Consider the following 15,735-nt stretch of genomic DNA (forward strand, 5'->3'; position numbering starts at 1 on the left):
TCACCCCGACAGGTGGAAGTTGCCGGACTGCCCGTACACCGACAGTGTGATGGTCAAGAGAATGAAAACCCCCGCTGTGATCGACGAACGCACGGCACGCCCCACCGCCTCGCCGACTCCCGCCGGCCCGCCCGTCGCGTTGTAGCCGTAGTAGGTGTGGATCGCCATCACCGCGGCCGCCATCGTCAGCGCCTCGGTGAACGACCAGAGCAGGTCGGTCGGATGCAGGAACGACGAGAAGTAATGGTCGTAGACGCCGCGCGACTGCCCGTAGACGATCGTCGTGCCGAACCGGGTCGCCAGGAAACCCATCAGCATCGCGAGGGTGTAGATCGGGATGACGGCCACCACCCCGGCGACGATGCGGGTGGACGCCAGATACGTGATCGGCCGGATGGCCATCGCCTCCAGCGCGTCGATTTCCTCGTTGATGCGCATGGCCCCGAGCTGCGCGGTCGCGCCGGCACCGATGGTGGCGGCCAGCGCCACGCCCGCGGTGGCCGGGACGATGAACCGGACATTGAGGAATGCCCCCAAAAAACCTGTGAGGGCTTCGATTCCGACGTTGGACAGGGTGTTGTAGCCCTGGACAGCGATCAGCGCGCCGGTGGTCAGCGTCAGGAATCCGACGATGACAACGGTGCCGCCGATGACCGCGAGCGCTCCGGTCCCCATCCCCAGGACCGCGATCAGTCGCAGGACCTCGCCCGGATAGCGGCGGACGGCGTCGACGGTGTAACCGAGTGAGCTGCCGATGAATGCCGTCTGCTCACCCAGGGTCCGGACAGCGCCGACCACTCCGTTCAGGAAGTCCCGGCCCGGTATGTACCTCTCGTCCTCGTCAGTGCTGGTCACGGTGACACCTTCACACCGAAAGCGGTGGCCAGGATGTTGATCAGGAACAGCGCCATGAACGCGAACACCACGGTCTCGTTCACCGCGTTGCCCACCCCGGTTGCGCCACCACCGACGGACAGCCCTTTGTAGCAGGCGATCAGACCCGCCGAGAGACCGAAGAGCAGTGCCTTGACCAACGACACGATCACCTGCGGGAGGCCGGTCAGGATGGTCATACCGAAAATGAACGCTCCCGGCGTGACGTGCTGGACGTAGACCACGAAGAAATAACTACCAGTGAGCCCGACCACCGCGACCGCCGAATACAACAACAGCGCAACGAATGTCGCGGCGATCACCCGCGGTACCACCAGGGCTTGGATCGGGTTGATGCCGATCACTTTCATCGCGTCGATCTCTTCGCGGATCGTCCGCGCGCCCAGATCCGCGCATATCGCGGTGGCACCCGCGCCGGACACCACGATCGCGGTGACGACCGGTCCGACCTGGGTGATCGACGCCAGCGCAGCGCCGGCGCCGGACAGGTCGCCGGCGCCCACTTCGATCAGGACGATGTTGAGCGTGAAGACGATCAGGACGGTGTACGGCACCGACAGCACGAGCGTCGGCACGATCGAGACCCTCGCGACGAACCAGATCTGGTCGATCAGTTCCCGCAGAGCGAAAGGCCGGCGGAAGGCTGCGGAGAACGTCTCTCCGGACATGACGACGAAATCGCCGATCGCCGTCGCCGGCTTAGACCAATCGACCCGCGACAGGGCCGATCCCCCCGAGTTCTGCGACACCCCGCTTACCCGATCCGCCGTCGGTGTGACAAAGGCCACGAGAGAGTTTGCCCGACGCACCCCTGCCGGCGCCCTGGCCGCTTCGTCCAGCTGACCGGAATACAGCTGTTGAGCAGCAGTGATTCGCGATCGTCAAGGATTGGACTTGCCGTGATTGCGGTGTTCATCGAGTTTGCTCGCTTTGCCGACTCTCGATGCAACTCATCGCGCTCCTCTGGCTACGGGTTGTTTTCGGTCACCCGACTGTCAGTGGGTGCGCGCGCGTGCAGACGCACGACATCAATGCCGTGGGCCGATTGCACGCATAGACCACGACGGAAACTTACGGACTTACGCGCGCGGGCGGGAGGTTTGGAATCAATCAGAGAAAATATGAGACCGGGGGGCTCGAAAGCCGCGCGCATCGCGCTGACCTGGTCAATTGACCGCACAACGCCGACGGGCCCGGCACTCGGTTACACACCGTGTGCCGGGCCCGAAGGAACAGATTCAGCCGACGTTCGTCCCACCCTCGGCGATGCGCCGCACCGCCCGCAGGAAGACGTCGATCTCCTCGTGGGTGTTGTAGAAGGAGAACGACGGCCGCACCGTCGCCTCCAACCCCAACCGCCGCAGGGCCGGCTGTGCGCAGTGATGCCCCGCGCGGACTGCGATCCCCTCGGCATTCAGGGCCTTGCCGACCTCGAGTGGCTCGTGGCCGGCCAGCACGAACGACAGCACGCTGGCCTTCTCTTCGGCGGTGCCGACCAGGCGAACCCCGGGGATGTCCGCCAACCGCGGCGTCGCGTACTCGAGCAGGGTCTGCTCGTACGCTGCGATGCGTTCGATGCCCAACCGCTGCACGTAGCGCAACGCCTCGGTGAGCCCGACCGCGTCGGCGATGTTGCCGGTGCCGGCTTCGAACTTGATCGGCGGCCCCTGATACAGCGACCGTTCCAGGGTGACGTCGGCGATCATGTGGCCGCCGCCCTGCCACGGCGGTGTCTCGGTCAGGGCTTCCTCGGTCCCGTAGAGCGCGCCGATTCCGGTGGGCCCGTAGATCTTGTGGCCCGAGAACACGTAGAAGTCAGCACCGAGGGCGGCGACGTCGGTCGGGATGTGCTGGATCGACTGTGCGCCGTCGATCAGCACCCGAGCGCCGTAACGGTGACCGAGTTCGACGATCTTGTCGACCGGCACCACCGTCCCCAGCGCATTCGAGACCTGGCTGGCCGCAACCAGTTTGGTTCGCGGACCGAGCAGCTGCTCGAACTCGCTCAGAAGCAGATTGCCCGCGTCGTCGATCGGAGCGACCTTCAGGATCGCGCCGGTCTTCTGCGAAATCAACTGCCAGGGAACGATGTTCGCGTGGTGTTCCAGATGGGTGATGACGATCTCGTCACCCGGCTGCAGGTGCTTGCCGCCCCACGCGTGCGCCACCAGGTTGATCGCCTCGGTGGTACCTCGGGTGAACACGATGTTGTCCGAGCTCGGCGCGCCGATGAATTCGGCGACGGTGTCCCGCGCCTCCTCGTAGGCGTCGGTGGCCCGAGCCGCCAACTCGTGCGCGGCGCGGTGGATGTTGGAGTTCTCGTGTGAGTAGAACTTCACCAGCCGGTCGATCACCACCTGCGGCTTCTGCGTGGTGGCCGCGTTGTCGAACCAGATCAGCGGCTTTCCGTTGATGACCTCCTTGAGAATCGGGAAGTCCTCCCGTACCGCGTTGACGTCGAAGATCTCGTGATCGTCGGTCAGTTGCGGCACCGGATCGTTGGCCGTGAGGAAGTGGTAGTCCCCCTCGTTACCGGCCGGCGCATCCGGAGCGGTCCGCACCGTGTCGCTCCACGCCAGGTCGGGAACCGATGGCGCACCCGTCGGCCATGACGGCGCCGAGCCGCGTGGCGCGACCGGAACCGCCGGCACTCCGCCGGCCAGCACCCCCGGCACCGTCGGGACGATGCCATGGGTCGGAACCGCGAAGGCGCTGAGGTCGCTCGGCACGAACGGGTCCGCGACACCGCCGGAGGTGGCCGCATAGGACGGCCCCGCCGTCGCATCCGGCACGTTGCCCCGCGGAGCCACCGGAACCGCCTGGGGCGGCGGCTCCGGTTCCGGGGAAGTTGGCGCGGGAAGGTAGACGTCGGAGACACCGAGCAACGGAACCGGCACCGGGTGCTGATCCGCGGCACCGAATGCCGTCTGGCCTGCCGAGGCAGCCGTCGTGGTGTCGGGCGCATTGCCCCGGGGAGCGACCGGCGCCGACTGCGGCGGACTGTCGAAACCGGGCCGGATGCTGGCCGCGTAAAGCTGGCTGGCCAGCGCCGAGAGTTCCGCAGAGCTCAGCGGCAAGTCGCTTTCGGCGTCGACAGCTCGGTGCTCACTTGTACTCATGGAATCGGTCCACGGCAACGCCATCGAGAACGGCGAGCGCGTCGTCGGTGAGCACGGCCAGAGAGTTGTACAGCGTCACCAGGTAGCGGGCGATCGCCGACTCGTTGATGCCGGTGAACCGGACCGACAGGCCCGGTGCCTGCTCGCCGACCAGGCCGGGCTGGAACAGCCCCACCACACCCTGACGCTCTTCGCCGGTGCGTACCAGGATGATCTTGGTCTTGCTCTTCTCCACCGGCACCTTGTCCGACGGGATGATCGGGATGCCGCGCCAGGTGATGAACTGCGCGCCGAACAGGCTCACGACCACCGGCGGCACGCCGCGACGCGTTGCTTCGCGACCGAACGCGGCGACGCCGAGCGGGTGGGTCAGGAAGAAGCTGGGCGTCTTCCACACCTTGGTGATCAGCGCGTCGAGGTCGTCCGGGGTGGGCGGACCGGTCAGGGTCTGAAGGGTCTGCTCGGGCGTTGCCTGGGCGAGCAGTCCGTAATCCGGGCTGTTGACCAGCTCGGCCTCCTGGCGCTCCTTGATCGTTTCGATGGTCAGGCGCAGCTGCTGGGTGACCTGGTCGTGCGGGCTGGAGTAGAGGTCGGAGACCCGGGTGTGGACGTCCAGCAGGGTGGCGATGGTGCGCAAGGTGTACTCGCGCGGCGCGGTCTCGTAATCGACGAACGTCTCGGGCAGCGGACCCTCGGCACCCGCTCCGTCCTCGGCGTGGATCGCGACCCGCTCCGGGTTGACCACGCGGTTGACGCGGTAGATACCCGCCTCCACCGGCACCCAACTGAGCAGGTGCAACAACCAGCGCGGAGTGATGGTGGAGAGTTGGGGAACAGTCTTGGTCGCGTTCGCTAGCTGCCTGGCTCCGAGGTCGCCAAGTGCCTGTGACTCGTTTTGAGCCGAGGTCATCGTGTTCCTTCCGTCGTCGAGTGCTGATCGGGGTCGAGCCGTGCTGGCCAGCCGATCATGGGAGGGCTCCGCGCCGAACCCCGGCAAGTGTAAAACTCACCATGATTTTTTTCCCGGCGGGGGTGCGGGTCCGGCGGTCTCAAAGCCCGCGTCAAATCATGCCTTATAGTGGCGCTATGCAACACGTTGTACAGCCGCGCCTCGCCCCCTCGCGCTGCCTCGACGTGATCTGTTGTTGCTGTTGTTGTCGTTGATTTCCTGACGCCCTTCTGACGCTGTAGAAATCTTCGCGCTTCCCCGCCTCAGGGCGACTATCCCCGCATGGCCGGTGGAGTCGAATTGCGCACCGCAACAAAGTCTTTCAGGAAGCTCAAGCAACAATGACCATTCTGTTCTCCAGCAACGGCACGACCGCACCGGTGGCTACCGACACCCGGGTGTCGGTTCGTCCGGCCACCGAACTGTCACGGATGACCCGCTATCGCGGCGGCACTTATTCGCACACGGTGGAGAAAGTCTTTTTCACCGACGGCAGCGCGGCGCGCACCGATCTGATCCGGATCAACCCGAACGTGCCGGCCTACTCGCTGGATTTCACGGGCGTGTCGCCGAGCCACCCGTCGCGCTATCAGCCGGGTACGTGGTCGGAGCTCCCCCAGCTGCGTGCGTCGGGCAACGAGGCCGGGGTCGACTGGATCCTGCGTAACTCCTACCCGCTGCTGTCCGCCGCGGAGCTGAGCCGGCGGGTGAGAGCGGCGGGCTACCCGATCGGCACGGGCAACATCCGCGAGCACGAGGCGATTGCCGCCACGCAGGCCGCGATCTGGTATCTGACGAACGGCCTGGCCCTGGAAACCCGGCCGCTGAACGTGCCGATCGCGGTGCATCGCAGCCGGGGGGCGATCACCACCTTCGAGTTCGACGGCGAGCCCCAGCTGGGCGGCTACGCGGTGTGGTCGCGTTCCAGCGCCGAGCTACGGCTGCAGAAATCATCGAATGGGCTTGTCTGGCACGATGTTTCGGGATCGCTACTGACCACGGGCCACGACGCGGGCCGCTATCAGCGCACGCTGGGTGTGGGTAGCACGCTGTCGGCAAGCAGTCACGGCCGGGGCGGGCGGGGGTATCGCTTCTACCGGCTGATCGCCACGGCCGAGACCGGCTCGCCGCGGATCGAGCACGTCAGCTTCTGGCTGACCGGCGCCCCGCACTACCGCAACTCCGACAGGGTCGTGCACCTGTACAACTATCTGCTCGGCGGCGCGGCGGCGGTTCCGGCAACTCAGAAGGGTGTCGCCGCGCCCACGCTCATCGATACCGATGCCGTCGTCGATTCCGAACTGGTCGGCCCCTTCCGGGTGACGGCACCGCTGACCGTCGCCGCCACCGACGGGCACCACCTTGTCGACGCGGATGGTTTTCCACTGGCTTCGGTACGGCCGGGAACTGATTTCTACCTTCGCCGCACACCGGGCTCGACCACCGCGACGTTGACCGCAAAACCTCAGGCCGAGCTGCACGGACAGGTGCTGACCGGGATCGCCCTGGACCCCGCCGCCCGACGGTTGACCCCGGTCGCGCTGGCCATCCCCACCGAGACAGCCATAGAGTTCGAACTAAGCTGGGAGGCCGACGAACTTTGATCCGCGACCGTGGGAGCGAATCTAAATGAGCATTGCCGAAGACGTCACACAACTGGTCGGAAACACGCCGCTGGTGCGGCTGCGCCGGGTGACGGAGGGCGTCGGGGCCGACGTGGTCGCGAAGCTGGAGTACTTCAATCCCGGCGGCAGCGTCAAGGACCGTATCGGGGTCGCGATGCTCGATGCCGCCGAGGAGGCGGGATTGCTCAAGCCCGACACCATCATCCTCGAGCCGACCAGTGGGAACACCGGTATCGCGCTGGCGATGGTGGCGGCCGCCCGGGGTTACAAGCTCGTACTGACCATGCCCGACACCATGAGCAACGAGCGACGAGTGTTGTTGCGCGCCTACGGCGCCGAGCTCGTGCTGACTCCCGGTAAAGAGGGCATGCCGGGCGCGATCGCCAAGGCCGAGGAACTGGCCAAGAGCGACCAGCGCTACTTCGTCCCCCAGCAGTTCGAGAACCCGGCCAACCCGGCCGTCCACCGCGCCACCACCGCCGAAGAGGTGTGGAAGCAAACCGACGGCAACGTCGACATCTTCATCGCCGGGGTCGGCACCGGCGGCACCATCACCGGCGTCGGCCAGGTGCTGAAGGACCGCAAGCCGGACATCAAAATCATCGCCGTCGAGCCGTCTGCATCGCCCGTGCTGTCGGGTGGACAGAAGGGCCCGCACCCGATCCAGGGCATCGGCGCCGGTTTCGTCCCGCCGGTCTATGACGAAGACGTGGTCGACGAGGTCATCACCGTCGGCAACGACGACGCGCTCGAGCTGGCCCGCCGACTCGCCACCGAAGAAGGTCTGCTGGTCGGAATCTCTTCGGGCGCTGCGGTTGTCGCGGCGCTCGAGGTCGCTCGCCGGCCCGAGAACAAGGGCAAGCAGATAGTCGTGGTCCTTCCCTCGTCCGGTGAACGGTATCTGAGCACGGTGCTGTTCTCCGATCTGGCGGACTAGCCATGCTCGCCGCGTTTCGGGGCGACATCAAGGCGGCCAAAGACCGTGATCCCGCCGTGCCCAGCACGTTGCAAGTGGTGTTCGCCTACCCCGGCGTGCACGCCATCTGGGGACACCGCGTGAGCCACTGGCTGTGGCAGCGCGGCGCGAAGGTGACCGCTCGCACGCTCGGCGAGATCACCCGCATCCTGACCGGAGTCGACATCCACCCCGGCGCGATCATCGGAACCGGAGTTTTCATCGACCACGCGACCGGCGTGGTGATCGGCGAGACCGCCGAAGTGGGCGACGACGTCACGATCTACCACGGTGTGACGCTCGGCGGAACGGGCTCAGAGACCGGCAAACGCCATCCCACCATCGGAGACCGCGTGATCATCGGCGCGGGCGCGAAGATCCTGGGCGCCATCAAGATCGGCGACGACAGCCGGATCGGGGCCAATTCCGTTGTCGTGAAAGAAGTTCCGAACAGCGCTGTCGTCGTCGGCGTGCCCGGGCAGGCGATCAGCCATCATGGCTCGAGCGGCAGCGACGCTTTGGTTCCCGACCTGGTCGGGATCAGTCTGCAGTCCCTGCTCAGTAGGGTGGCCAAGCTCGAGGAGCAGGGACACACGCCGCAGACCGGAAGGGTCATCCGCCCGCCCGAGGCCGGCGTGTGGCACGGCGAGGACTTCTCTATCTGACGGCCAGCCCGGCGTCATCCCAGGCTTGGTAGCCGCCCCGCAGGTCGCCGACGCTGTGGAAGCCCGCCGCCCGGAGCAGGCTGGCGGCGATCAGTGAGCGATACCCGCTGGCGCAGTAGGTGACCACCGGCGCGGTGGGATCGAGCTGTTCCAGTGAGTCGGTGAGCGTCGGCAGCGGGATCTCCTGCGCCCCGGGAATGATCCCGTCCTCGGTCTCGCCCGGATTGCGTACGTCGACCACCTGCAGACCGGGTTCGTCGTTCAGCAGCTCGGCCAACTGCGCGGCGTCGAAGCGCGCGGCGGTCTCCACCAGGTGCGGCGACCGAGCGAAAACGCTTGCCAGGTCGTCCAATTGGCCGATGACCCGATCGAAGCCGACCCGGGCGAGGCGAATCCTGGACTCCTGCGCGAGCGAGGTGTCGCCCACCAGGACGATATCGCGGTCGGGCGGAAAGACCTGACCGGCGCCCTCGGCGAAGCGACCGTCCAACCCGATGTTGACCGCACCGGTCACGTGGCCGCGGGTGTACTCGGCCGCATCGCGGGTGTCCAGCAGAACCGCGCCGGCCGCGGCGTGCCGTTGCACCTCGTCGAGAGTCAGCGAGGGTGGGGTGTTGTCATCGAGCAGCGGACGCTGTTCGCGGTTGCGCACCGAGTCGTACTCGAAGTAGCGCGGCTGCGGTGACTGCCCCTCGGTGATCGAGGCAACGAACTCGTCGACATCGGAGAACTGCAGCGCGTAGTTGTCGCGCCGCTGGTCGCCGATCGTGGAGCTGGTCTCGCTGGACATCTGCTTGCCGCACGCCGACCCGGCTCCGTGTGCCGGAAAGACGCGGGTGGCGTCGGGCAACTTCAGCAGTTTGTCGTACAGCGAGTCATAGAGCGACCGCGCCAGTTCCTCCGACGACAGCCCTTCACCGGAGAGCAGATCCGGTCGCCCCACGTCACCGACGAACAGCGTGTCACCGGTGAGCACGCCGTAGGGCACGTCATCGTTGGGGTGTTCGTAGACCACCACCGAGATCGATTCCGGCGTATGACCCGGTGTCGCGATGATCTCCAAGGTGACCTCGCCCAGCGAGATCCGCTGCCCGTCTTTGAGCGGATCGACCGGAAACTCGAGTTCGGCGTCCTCGCTGTAACTGATCTGCGCGCCGGTGGCGGCGGCGAGTTCCAGATGACCGGTCAGGAAGTCGGCGTGGATGTGAGTTTCGATGACCCGCTCGATCTGCAGGCCGTTCTCGGCGGCCTCGGTCAGATAGACCCCGATGTCCCGGCGCGGGTCGACGACCACGGCACGTCCGGTGCTCTCATCCCCGATCAGATACGAGCCTTGCGACAGGCAGTCCAGGTAGTGCTGCGTGAAGATCATGGTTACAAGCTTCCCGTTGCTGCCGGTCACCAGCAATTTGGAATCAAGGTGAATTCAACAAATGCCTGCTCAGAGGCAATAGATGCGGTGCGGTCAGGCTGATTCCATCGGACGCGCGACGCCTCTCGGGCCATCCGCACCCGTCTGCTGGATCACCCGACAGGACAACGGTGTCCGTTTAGCAGAGAATGAATCGATGCGATCGCTTCTCGTTCTGGCCAGCGCCGCCGTCGCCATCGGACTCGCCGCGCCCGCGGTCGCCGACCCGGGCGACTCGTCCAACACCACGGTCCCGCCGGACCCTGCTGCCGATGCGCGATTCGTCGACTCGCTCTCCAAAGCGGGCATGACCTTTCGGGACGGCTCGGCTGCCGTCGCCGCCGGCCGACTGGCCTGCGACCTGATGAATTCAGGGACGTCCGAGCAGGACGTCGTCAGCAAGCTGAGCATGCTCAACCCGGGCTTGAATTCCGGTGGAGCGATGAAGTTCGCCGCGCTGGCGTCGAGTGCCTACTGTCCGGATTACCTGACCAGGTCGAGCGCGCAGGACAAGTCGAAAAGCCAGGGACCGTTCGGCGGCATGGGCCGCTAGGAATACTGGCTCCCCCGGGTGGACTCGAACCACCTGGACCACACCATTCGCGCATCGCCGCTATCAGCCACTATGGCGCTAAAATCGCAGCTAAGCGGCAATAAATCCACCCGGTGCCTGTGAGGTTCTGTTAGCTTCTGTTGGGTTGGTTATAGCCCGCTTATAGCCCGGAACTAGCCCACAGAGAGGCCGATGATGGCCCAAATTCTCAAGCCAAAGACCACCTTGCCCCGCACCCGTCGATCCTTTGGGCGACTCCGCCAGCGTGGCTCGGGGCGGTGGCAGGCGTCCTACATTCATCGCGGTGAGTTGCACTACGCCCCGGCGACGTTTCCAACCAAGGACTCCGGGGTGTCGTGGCTTCTGGGTGAACAAGACTTGATCGACCTCGACCGCCGCCAGCCCGGGGCGTGGACGCCGCCGGTTGAACGGGCAGCCAAGGCGGCGGCCAAGAGGCTGACCTTGCGCGAGTACGCAAAGGGGTGGCGCGCGCAGCGGCCTCTAGCCCCGGCTACGCAACGCAGCTACGAGCAGTCGCTGCGGGTGTCGATCCTGCCGGTACTCGGCGACATGGCGCTCTCCGAGATCACACCCGAGGACGTGCGGGTTTGGTTCGCCGGTCTGGATAGTGATTACCGGACCCGCAATGCGCGGGCCTACGGCGTGCTGACGGCGATCTTCAACACCGCCGTGGACGATGACCTACTCACCCGCAGCCCCGCTCGGATCAAAGGCGGCACCGGCGTAAAGCGCACCAAACGTGAGGTGGTGCTGCTGCAACCGGCACAGTTGGCCACCTTGGCCGACGAGATGCCCGAGCAACTACGGCTAACGGTTCTCCTGGCCGGGTGGTGCGGGTTGCGGCGCGGCGAGCTGTTTGCGCTGACGCGGGCCGACGTGGCGGCTGACGGTTCTACGGTCAAGATCAACAAGGCAGTCGACACCTATGGCACTCACGGCAAGGTCGGCCCAACCAAGACCGACGAGTCCAACCGGACGGTGACCGTCCCGACGCACATTCGCCCGGCGGTGGTGACACACCTGGCAAAGCACGTCGCTAAGCTCAAGTCCGCGTTGTTGTTTGTCGATCCTGAGCGCGGAGGACACATCACCGAGGGCCGCTACCGCCCGCAATTCTTCGCCGCGCGTGAAGCGATTAATCAGCCCGAGCTGCATTTTCACGATCTTCGCCATTTCGGCGGCACGATGGCCGCGTACACCGGGGCTACCCTGCGCGAAATACAGGCCCGGTTGGGTCACACGACGGTCAGCGCAGCGATGCGGTATCAGGCCGTGGCCAAAATCCGCGAGGACGAAATGGCCGCCAGGTTGTCGGCACTCGCCATGCCGGCGGTCTTGGGCGACGCGCCGAAGGCTGGATGAAACCGTCACGCCTGCAACAGTTCTGTTGTCGACATGCCAGAACATACCGCAACCCTACGTCCCATTAGCTAAACTAGCCGCTAGGTCATAGCCCCAGACCTCTTCCCGCTCACGCTCACGCTCCCGCTCTCACGCTCCCGCACCTGCACCTGGGGAAGCACCACACCGGAGAGCGAAATCCAGTGAGCACCAAAGTCGACCCCACCGCTGAGTGGGAGTCCCTGCAAGACGCCGCCGCCCGCACCGGGTTCTCGGTATTCACCTTCCGTGAGAAGGTCGCCAGCGGCGAGCTCCGCGCCTACCGCATCAGCGATAGGCCCGGCGCAGCGATTCGCGTTCGTGTCGCCGACGTGAACGCGCTTATGCGGCCGGTCATACCGACCGAGGTCTACGCCGATCGCTCTGGCGGTGCCGCGTGAGCGCGCTCAACCTGCCACGAAACCCGCACGCGCACAACGCCTCCTAGTTCGCTGTTATCACTCCAGCGTGAGGCGGCGCGTGCAGCCCTACCACGTACCTTGCGACCTTCCTGGATAACCCGAGAGGAACAGCCATGACCGCCAAAGCTGAGGCTTCGGTCGAATCAAACGTGGCCGCGCCGATGATCGGTGTCAACGCTGCGACCTTGAAGGCGTGGAGGCGCAGGGGAATCGGGCCGCCCTACGTGCGATTTGGCAACCGCGTGCGCTACCGCGTATGCGACGTCGAAGCGTGGTTGGCAGCTCACACCGTCACGCCCGAACCGTCAGCAGCGCAACGCGATTGACCTTAGAGACGGCGACGCCGCCCGGTACTTGGCCTCGACCGAGCGGCATCTCCCAGAACCAACCACCAGACCTGACAGGAAAAGCAGTGACTCACGAACAGAATAACCCCCAGGCGGGCAGCCGTGCCGCGTCGGCGGACGCCAACGGGCAGCACCCCGCGCGGGATCCGAAAGGCCGCACGCCGGACGATCCCAAGTACAACCCGTTCGACACCCCCGAGGTCCGCGAGAAGCACCGGAAGCGGCAGGAGGCCGAAAAGACGACGCAGGCTGTCACCGAGGAACGTCTCAAGAGGTTCGGGTCTCGCCGGTACGCCCTGGCCATTCTCGACGAGCGCAAGGAGCAGTGGGCGCGCAAGATCGCCGCCAGTATCGACCGCTCGAACGCCGGGCGTGATCCGACGAAGGACATGCCGGACTTTATCTTCAGCGGCGATAAGGCCGTGAACGCTGGCGCGACCGACGCGCAGCTTGCCGCGCTGACGGAGCTGACGCCCGACCAGATCGCGGCCTTGAAGATCGAGGCGTCCGCCACATTAGAGGCGACCAGGATGCGGGTGCGGGAGCGCGGTCGTCAGATCGCCGCCGCTGCCGAGGTCGCCGGGTACGCGAACCTCACTACACGGGTGGACCTAGCGACCTATACGCCGCCCGACGATCCGTGGACGGTGGACGGCCTGATTCCGTTGGGCAAGAGCATGGGCCTGTTCTCGGAGCGTAAGGCGGGCAAGACCACCACCATCGTGGACCTGGTGGGTTCGCTGGTGACCGGCGGGAAGTTCCTCGGCAGACTCGCCACCCGCCTGCCTGCCGACGCGGACGTGGTGCTCCTGGACACGGAAATGGGAGCCGACATGATGCAGTACGAGTTCTCGACGGCAGGGGTGAGCGATCCGGCTCTGCTGCGCCGGATCAACTACCACGACCTGTTCGGACGCAGCGCGATGCTGGACGTGCGCGACGCCGCCACGCGAGCCTACTGGCGGGATCAGATCAGGCCGGGGTCGTTCATCATGCTCGATTGCCTTTACACCGTGTTCTCCGCGCTGGGTGTCGATGAGAGTTCATCGCAGGTAGCCGACGTCATCGAAGGCTTCAAGGCCCTGGCGGTCGAGTGCGCCGCCGCCGGGCTCGTGATCGTTCATCACCTCGGCAAAGACCCCGACAAGGGTGCGCGTGGGCACAGCTCGATCGAGGGCAGCGTGGACACGCTGGCGACCATCCGGTTGGAAGGCCCGCCCGCCGCCGATACGCCGCGCACGTTCGAGGCGTTCGGTCGGCGCGGCGTGAACGTGCCCACGGCGCGACTGGTACGCGGTGAGGACTACCGGCTCACGCTGAGCGCCAGCGCCCCCAGCGCCGACCGTGCCAAGGCGGCTGACCGTAAGGACGACGACGTCGTTTGGAAGCTGATCAACGATCACCCCGGTAAGTCGGTCAGGGCGTTGGAAGACCTGCCGACCGAGACGCGCCACAACGTCTCGCGGAGCCGGTTGCGTCGGTCGGTGAGCCGGCTGGCGGGTTGGGGCTATGTCGTCAACAAGGGCACCGACACGCGCCCCGAGTGGCACTCCGCCAACCGCGACGGCGACCCGTTCGGTGACCTTCAGGCGCACGCCGCTGAGTGCGCCGACAGCGCCGACGGCACCGATTAGCGCCTGGCGCACTGTGAACAAAAGCCCAGGTCAAGCGTGCCTGGCTGACCCCGCGCACTGACTATAAAAGCCCAGGTCAGCGAATGGTTGCGCCGCCCGTAAACCGGCGCGGTCAAAAACACGTCTTGACCAGCATAAACGCCCGCTACCCCGCCGACGTCAGGATTGAACGCGCCGAACTGCGCCGGTGACTGACCGGCGCAGTAATAACCGCAGTTCAGAGTGTATTTCTACTGTTAACTGCGCCGAAGTGCGCCGGTTCACCGACAGGAACCGCGCCGACCGCGCCGGGTCCTTAAGGGACCGGCGCGGTCGGCCGGGGCCGTGGGCGCGTTAGGTCCAACTGTCATTTGAAAGTTAGCTGTGCGAGGGTCGGCAATTACGGGTCGGAGGCTGTGTCACGGGTCGGTCGTGTGAGCGGTGTCTACGGGCTGTGTCATCCAACGCACAGCCCACCCGACCCTGGCAGCTGACAGGGACTGAGGCTGTGGAGGCTGCGATCAAACTAGGCCCGCCACAACGACATTCCCGACCTCTGTCGGTGTTGTGACCCGTCGGTATCCGCCCGAACCCGCGCCCGGCCGACGTCCGCAGTGCCGGACGTTTTGCAGCCGTGTCAGGTAAGCATCAGGTATGCCGCACGTCATGCCGCTCGCTGAGAGCCGAGCACGCGCCGAGAACGTCGCCTACCTTCGCGCTGTCGTCGGGCTGTCATGGAGCAAGATCCGCGATCAGGTCGGCTTCCAGTCGATCGGAGCAGCGCAGCAGGCGTACAAGGCGCATCGCAGGCGTTACCCGCCTCCCAGCGGTGAGGTCGTGCTGGCCGAGCTGCTGGACCGGCAGCAGTACCGCAACCAGCAGGGCACGCTCGCGATGGCGAAAGCGCAAGCCGCCGGAGACTTCTCGGGTGTCGCGTCGCTGATCCGCGCACTGGAAGCCAACGATGCCGACTTAGCGAAGTGGTTCGGGATCGGCGCGGAGACGACCGTGAACCTCAACGTCAATACCTCGGCGTCGCAGATCATCGCCGACACCCGCGAGCGATTGCGGGCGGTGGTCGACGCCGAGGTAGTCGATATGCCGACAGATAAGGAGATCGAGCAGTGAGCGCAACAACCAAACGCGACGCGGTGGACGCGGCAATGTCAGTGGCCGAGGACGTGGCTGAGGGCAAGATCGACCCGGGAGCGTTGGACCAGGCCGTCGCCGACGAGTGCCGCGAACTCTTCGGCACGGTCGTCGGCGACGGCGATCCGTTGTGGCCGTTGCACATCGATGTCGCGCGCCAGGTGCTCGCCGACGGTGGCCTATCGGCCGACGAATTGTCTGAATGGCTGGCCGTGGCACGCTCGCGGGCCGGAGAGCCCGTCAGCAATCCGCAGCCGGCAATCGACTCGTCGGCCGGTGCGGCGCCCGCGAGCGGGCCACTCGAATTCGAAAGCGATCTCTCAGAGCCTGAATACGACAACAGGTCGGAACTGGCGCTTCAAGTTGCTTCGGCGGCTGATACCGAATGCCGCTCCGGTGATGCCAAATCCACGATGGTCGAGCTTCCCGACGGCCGCCGCATCCCATCGCGACTAATTGCGGCGCGTGGCCGTGGCCTGCCCGACCGTGGCTACGGACCGATGTAGCGCCGCACGGGTGCTCCGCACTTGCCTGCCGGCCAAAAGCGAGGCAAAAGCGCAACTATTGGTTTCGGTTCCTCACTGGCACAGGGCCCGACAACATGTGCAGGCGAAGTTCCCGAATGCGTCGGC

Annotated in this window: 15 protein-coding genes; 10 read left to right on the forward strand and 5 right to left on the reverse strand. The window is 65.8% G+C overall.

What is annotated here, in order from left to right:
* The 4 genes from ACZYW1_RS21255 to ACZYW1_RS21270 all read right to left on the reverse strand — a co-directional run bounded on the left by ACZYW1_RS21255 (window position 1) and on the right by ACZYW1_RS21270 (window position 4,923).
* Window positions 1-825, reverse strand: a complete 825-nt coding sequence (locus ACZYW1_RS21255; protein ID WP_463788825.1) for an ABC transporter permease — start codon at window positions 823-825, stop codon at window positions 1-3.
* Between the two features lie 26 nt (window positions 826-851).
* The gene (locus tag ACZYW1_RS21260; RefSeq protein WP_292990226.1) at window positions 852-1,562 is read right to left on the reverse strand and encodes an MlaE family ABC transporter permease; all 711 of its coding nucleotides are present in this window, start codon (window positions 1,560-1,562) and stop codon (window positions 852-854) included.
* Between the two features lie 570 nt (window positions 1,563-2,132).
* Entirely contained in the window at window positions 2,133-4,013 is a 1,881-nt protein-coding gene (locus ACZYW1_RS21265) for a family 2A encapsulin nanocompartment cargo protein cysteine desulfurase (RefSeq protein ID WP_463788440.1), read from the reverse strand.
* A complete protein-coding gene (locus ACZYW1_RS21270) occupies window positions 4,000-4,923 on the reverse strand; it encodes a family 2A encapsulin nanocompartment shell protein (RefSeq protein WP_463788441.1) in 924 nt (307 codons plus the stop codon). The genes ACZYW1_RS21265 and ACZYW1_RS21270 overlap by 14 nt, the downstream gene beginning before the upstream one ends.
* Window positions 4,924-5,303: 380 nt before the next feature.
* Between ACZYW1_RS21270 and ACZYW1_RS21275 the strand changes: the two genes are divergently transcribed.
* Genes ACZYW1_RS21275 through cysE form a run of 3 tightly spaced genes read left to right on the forward strand, consistent with a single transcriptional unit; the run spans window position 5,304 to window position 8,207 of the window.
* Window positions 5,304-6,566, forward strand: coding sequence for a thioester domain-containing protein (locus ACZYW1_RS21275; RefSeq protein WP_463788442.1), 1,263 nt, complete (start codon window positions 5,304-5,306; stop codon window positions 6,564-6,566).
* Between the two features lie 25 nt (window positions 6,567-6,591).
* Window positions 6,592-7,524, forward strand: coding sequence for a cysteine synthase A (gene cysK, locus ACZYW1_RS21280; protein ID WP_463788443.1), 933 nt, complete (start codon window positions 6,592-6,594; stop codon window positions 7,522-7,524).
* 2 nt (window positions 7,525-7,526) lie between these two features.
* Window positions 7,527-8,207, forward strand: coding sequence for a serine O-acetyltransferase (gene cysE, locus ACZYW1_RS21285; protein WP_463788444.1), 681 nt, complete (start codon window positions 7,527-7,529; stop codon window positions 8,205-8,207).
* On the opposite strand, the gene ACZYW1_RS21290 is transcribed toward cysE, so the two are convergent.
* A complete protein-coding gene (locus ACZYW1_RS21290; RefSeq protein WP_463788445.1) occupies window positions 8,200-9,579 on the reverse strand; it encodes a rhodanese-like domain-containing protein in 1,380 nt (459 codons plus the stop codon). The two genes, cysE and ACZYW1_RS21290, sit on opposite strands and share 8 nt — an antisense overlap.
* 196 nt (window positions 9,580-9,775) lie before the next feature.
* Here ACZYW1_RS21290 and ACZYW1_RS21295 point away from each other — a divergent pair, with 196 nt between their 5' ends.
* The 7 genes from ACZYW1_RS21295 (at window position 9,776) to ACZYW1_RS21325 (ending at window position 15,609) form a co-directional block, all read left to right on the forward strand.
* Complete coding sequence (locus tag ACZYW1_RS21295; RefSeq protein WP_463788446.1) at window positions 9,776-10,171, forward strand: DUF732 domain-containing protein; 396 nt, start codon at window positions 9,776-9,778, stop codon at window positions 10,169-10,171.
* A 195-nt stretch (window positions 10,172-10,366) separates the two neighbouring features.
* Window positions 10,367-11,554 carry a tyrosine-type recombinase/integrase gene (locus ACZYW1_RS21300; protein ID WP_463788826.1) on the forward strand — a complete coding sequence of 396 codons (1,188 nt, stop codon included), beginning with the start codon at window positions 10,367-10,369 and terminating at the stop codon, window positions 11,552-11,554.
* A 182-nt stretch (window positions 11,555-11,736) separates the two neighbouring features.
* Window positions 11,737-11,973: a DNA-binding protein gene (locus ACZYW1_RS21305; RefSeq protein ID WP_463788447.1), complete on the forward strand. Its 237-nt coding sequence runs from the start codon at window positions 11,737-11,739 to the stop codon at window positions 11,971-11,973.
* Window positions 11,974-12,155: 182 nt separating this feature from the next.
* Window positions 12,156-12,320 (forward strand): helix-turn-helix transcriptional regulator, encoded by a 165-nt coding sequence (locus tag ACZYW1_RS21310; RefSeq protein WP_463788827.1) that lies wholly within the window; start codon window positions 12,156-12,158, stop codon window positions 12,318-12,320.
* Window positions 12,317-13,975, forward strand: coding sequence for an AAA family ATPase (locus ACZYW1_RS21315; RefSeq protein WP_463788448.1), 1,659 nt, complete (start codon window positions 12,317-12,319; stop codon window positions 13,973-13,975). The genes ACZYW1_RS21310 and ACZYW1_RS21315 overlap by 4 nt, the downstream gene beginning before the upstream one ends.
* Window positions 13,976-14,620: 645 nt before the next feature.
* Window positions 14,621-15,082: a hypothetical protein gene (locus ACZYW1_RS21320; protein ID WP_463788449.1), complete on the forward strand. Its 462-nt coding sequence runs from the start codon at window positions 14,621-14,623 to the stop codon at window positions 15,080-15,082.
* Window positions 15,079-15,609, forward strand: coding sequence for a flagellar hook-length control protein (locus tag ACZYW1_RS21325; RefSeq protein ID WP_463788450.1), 531 nt, complete (start codon window positions 15,079-15,081; stop codon window positions 15,607-15,609). The genes ACZYW1_RS21320 and ACZYW1_RS21325 overlap by 4 nt, the downstream gene beginning before the upstream one ends.
* The last annotated feature ends 126 nt before the right edge of the window (window positions 15,610-15,735 follow it).

The organism is Mycobacterium sp. IDUB_36, from assembly GCF_055419225.1.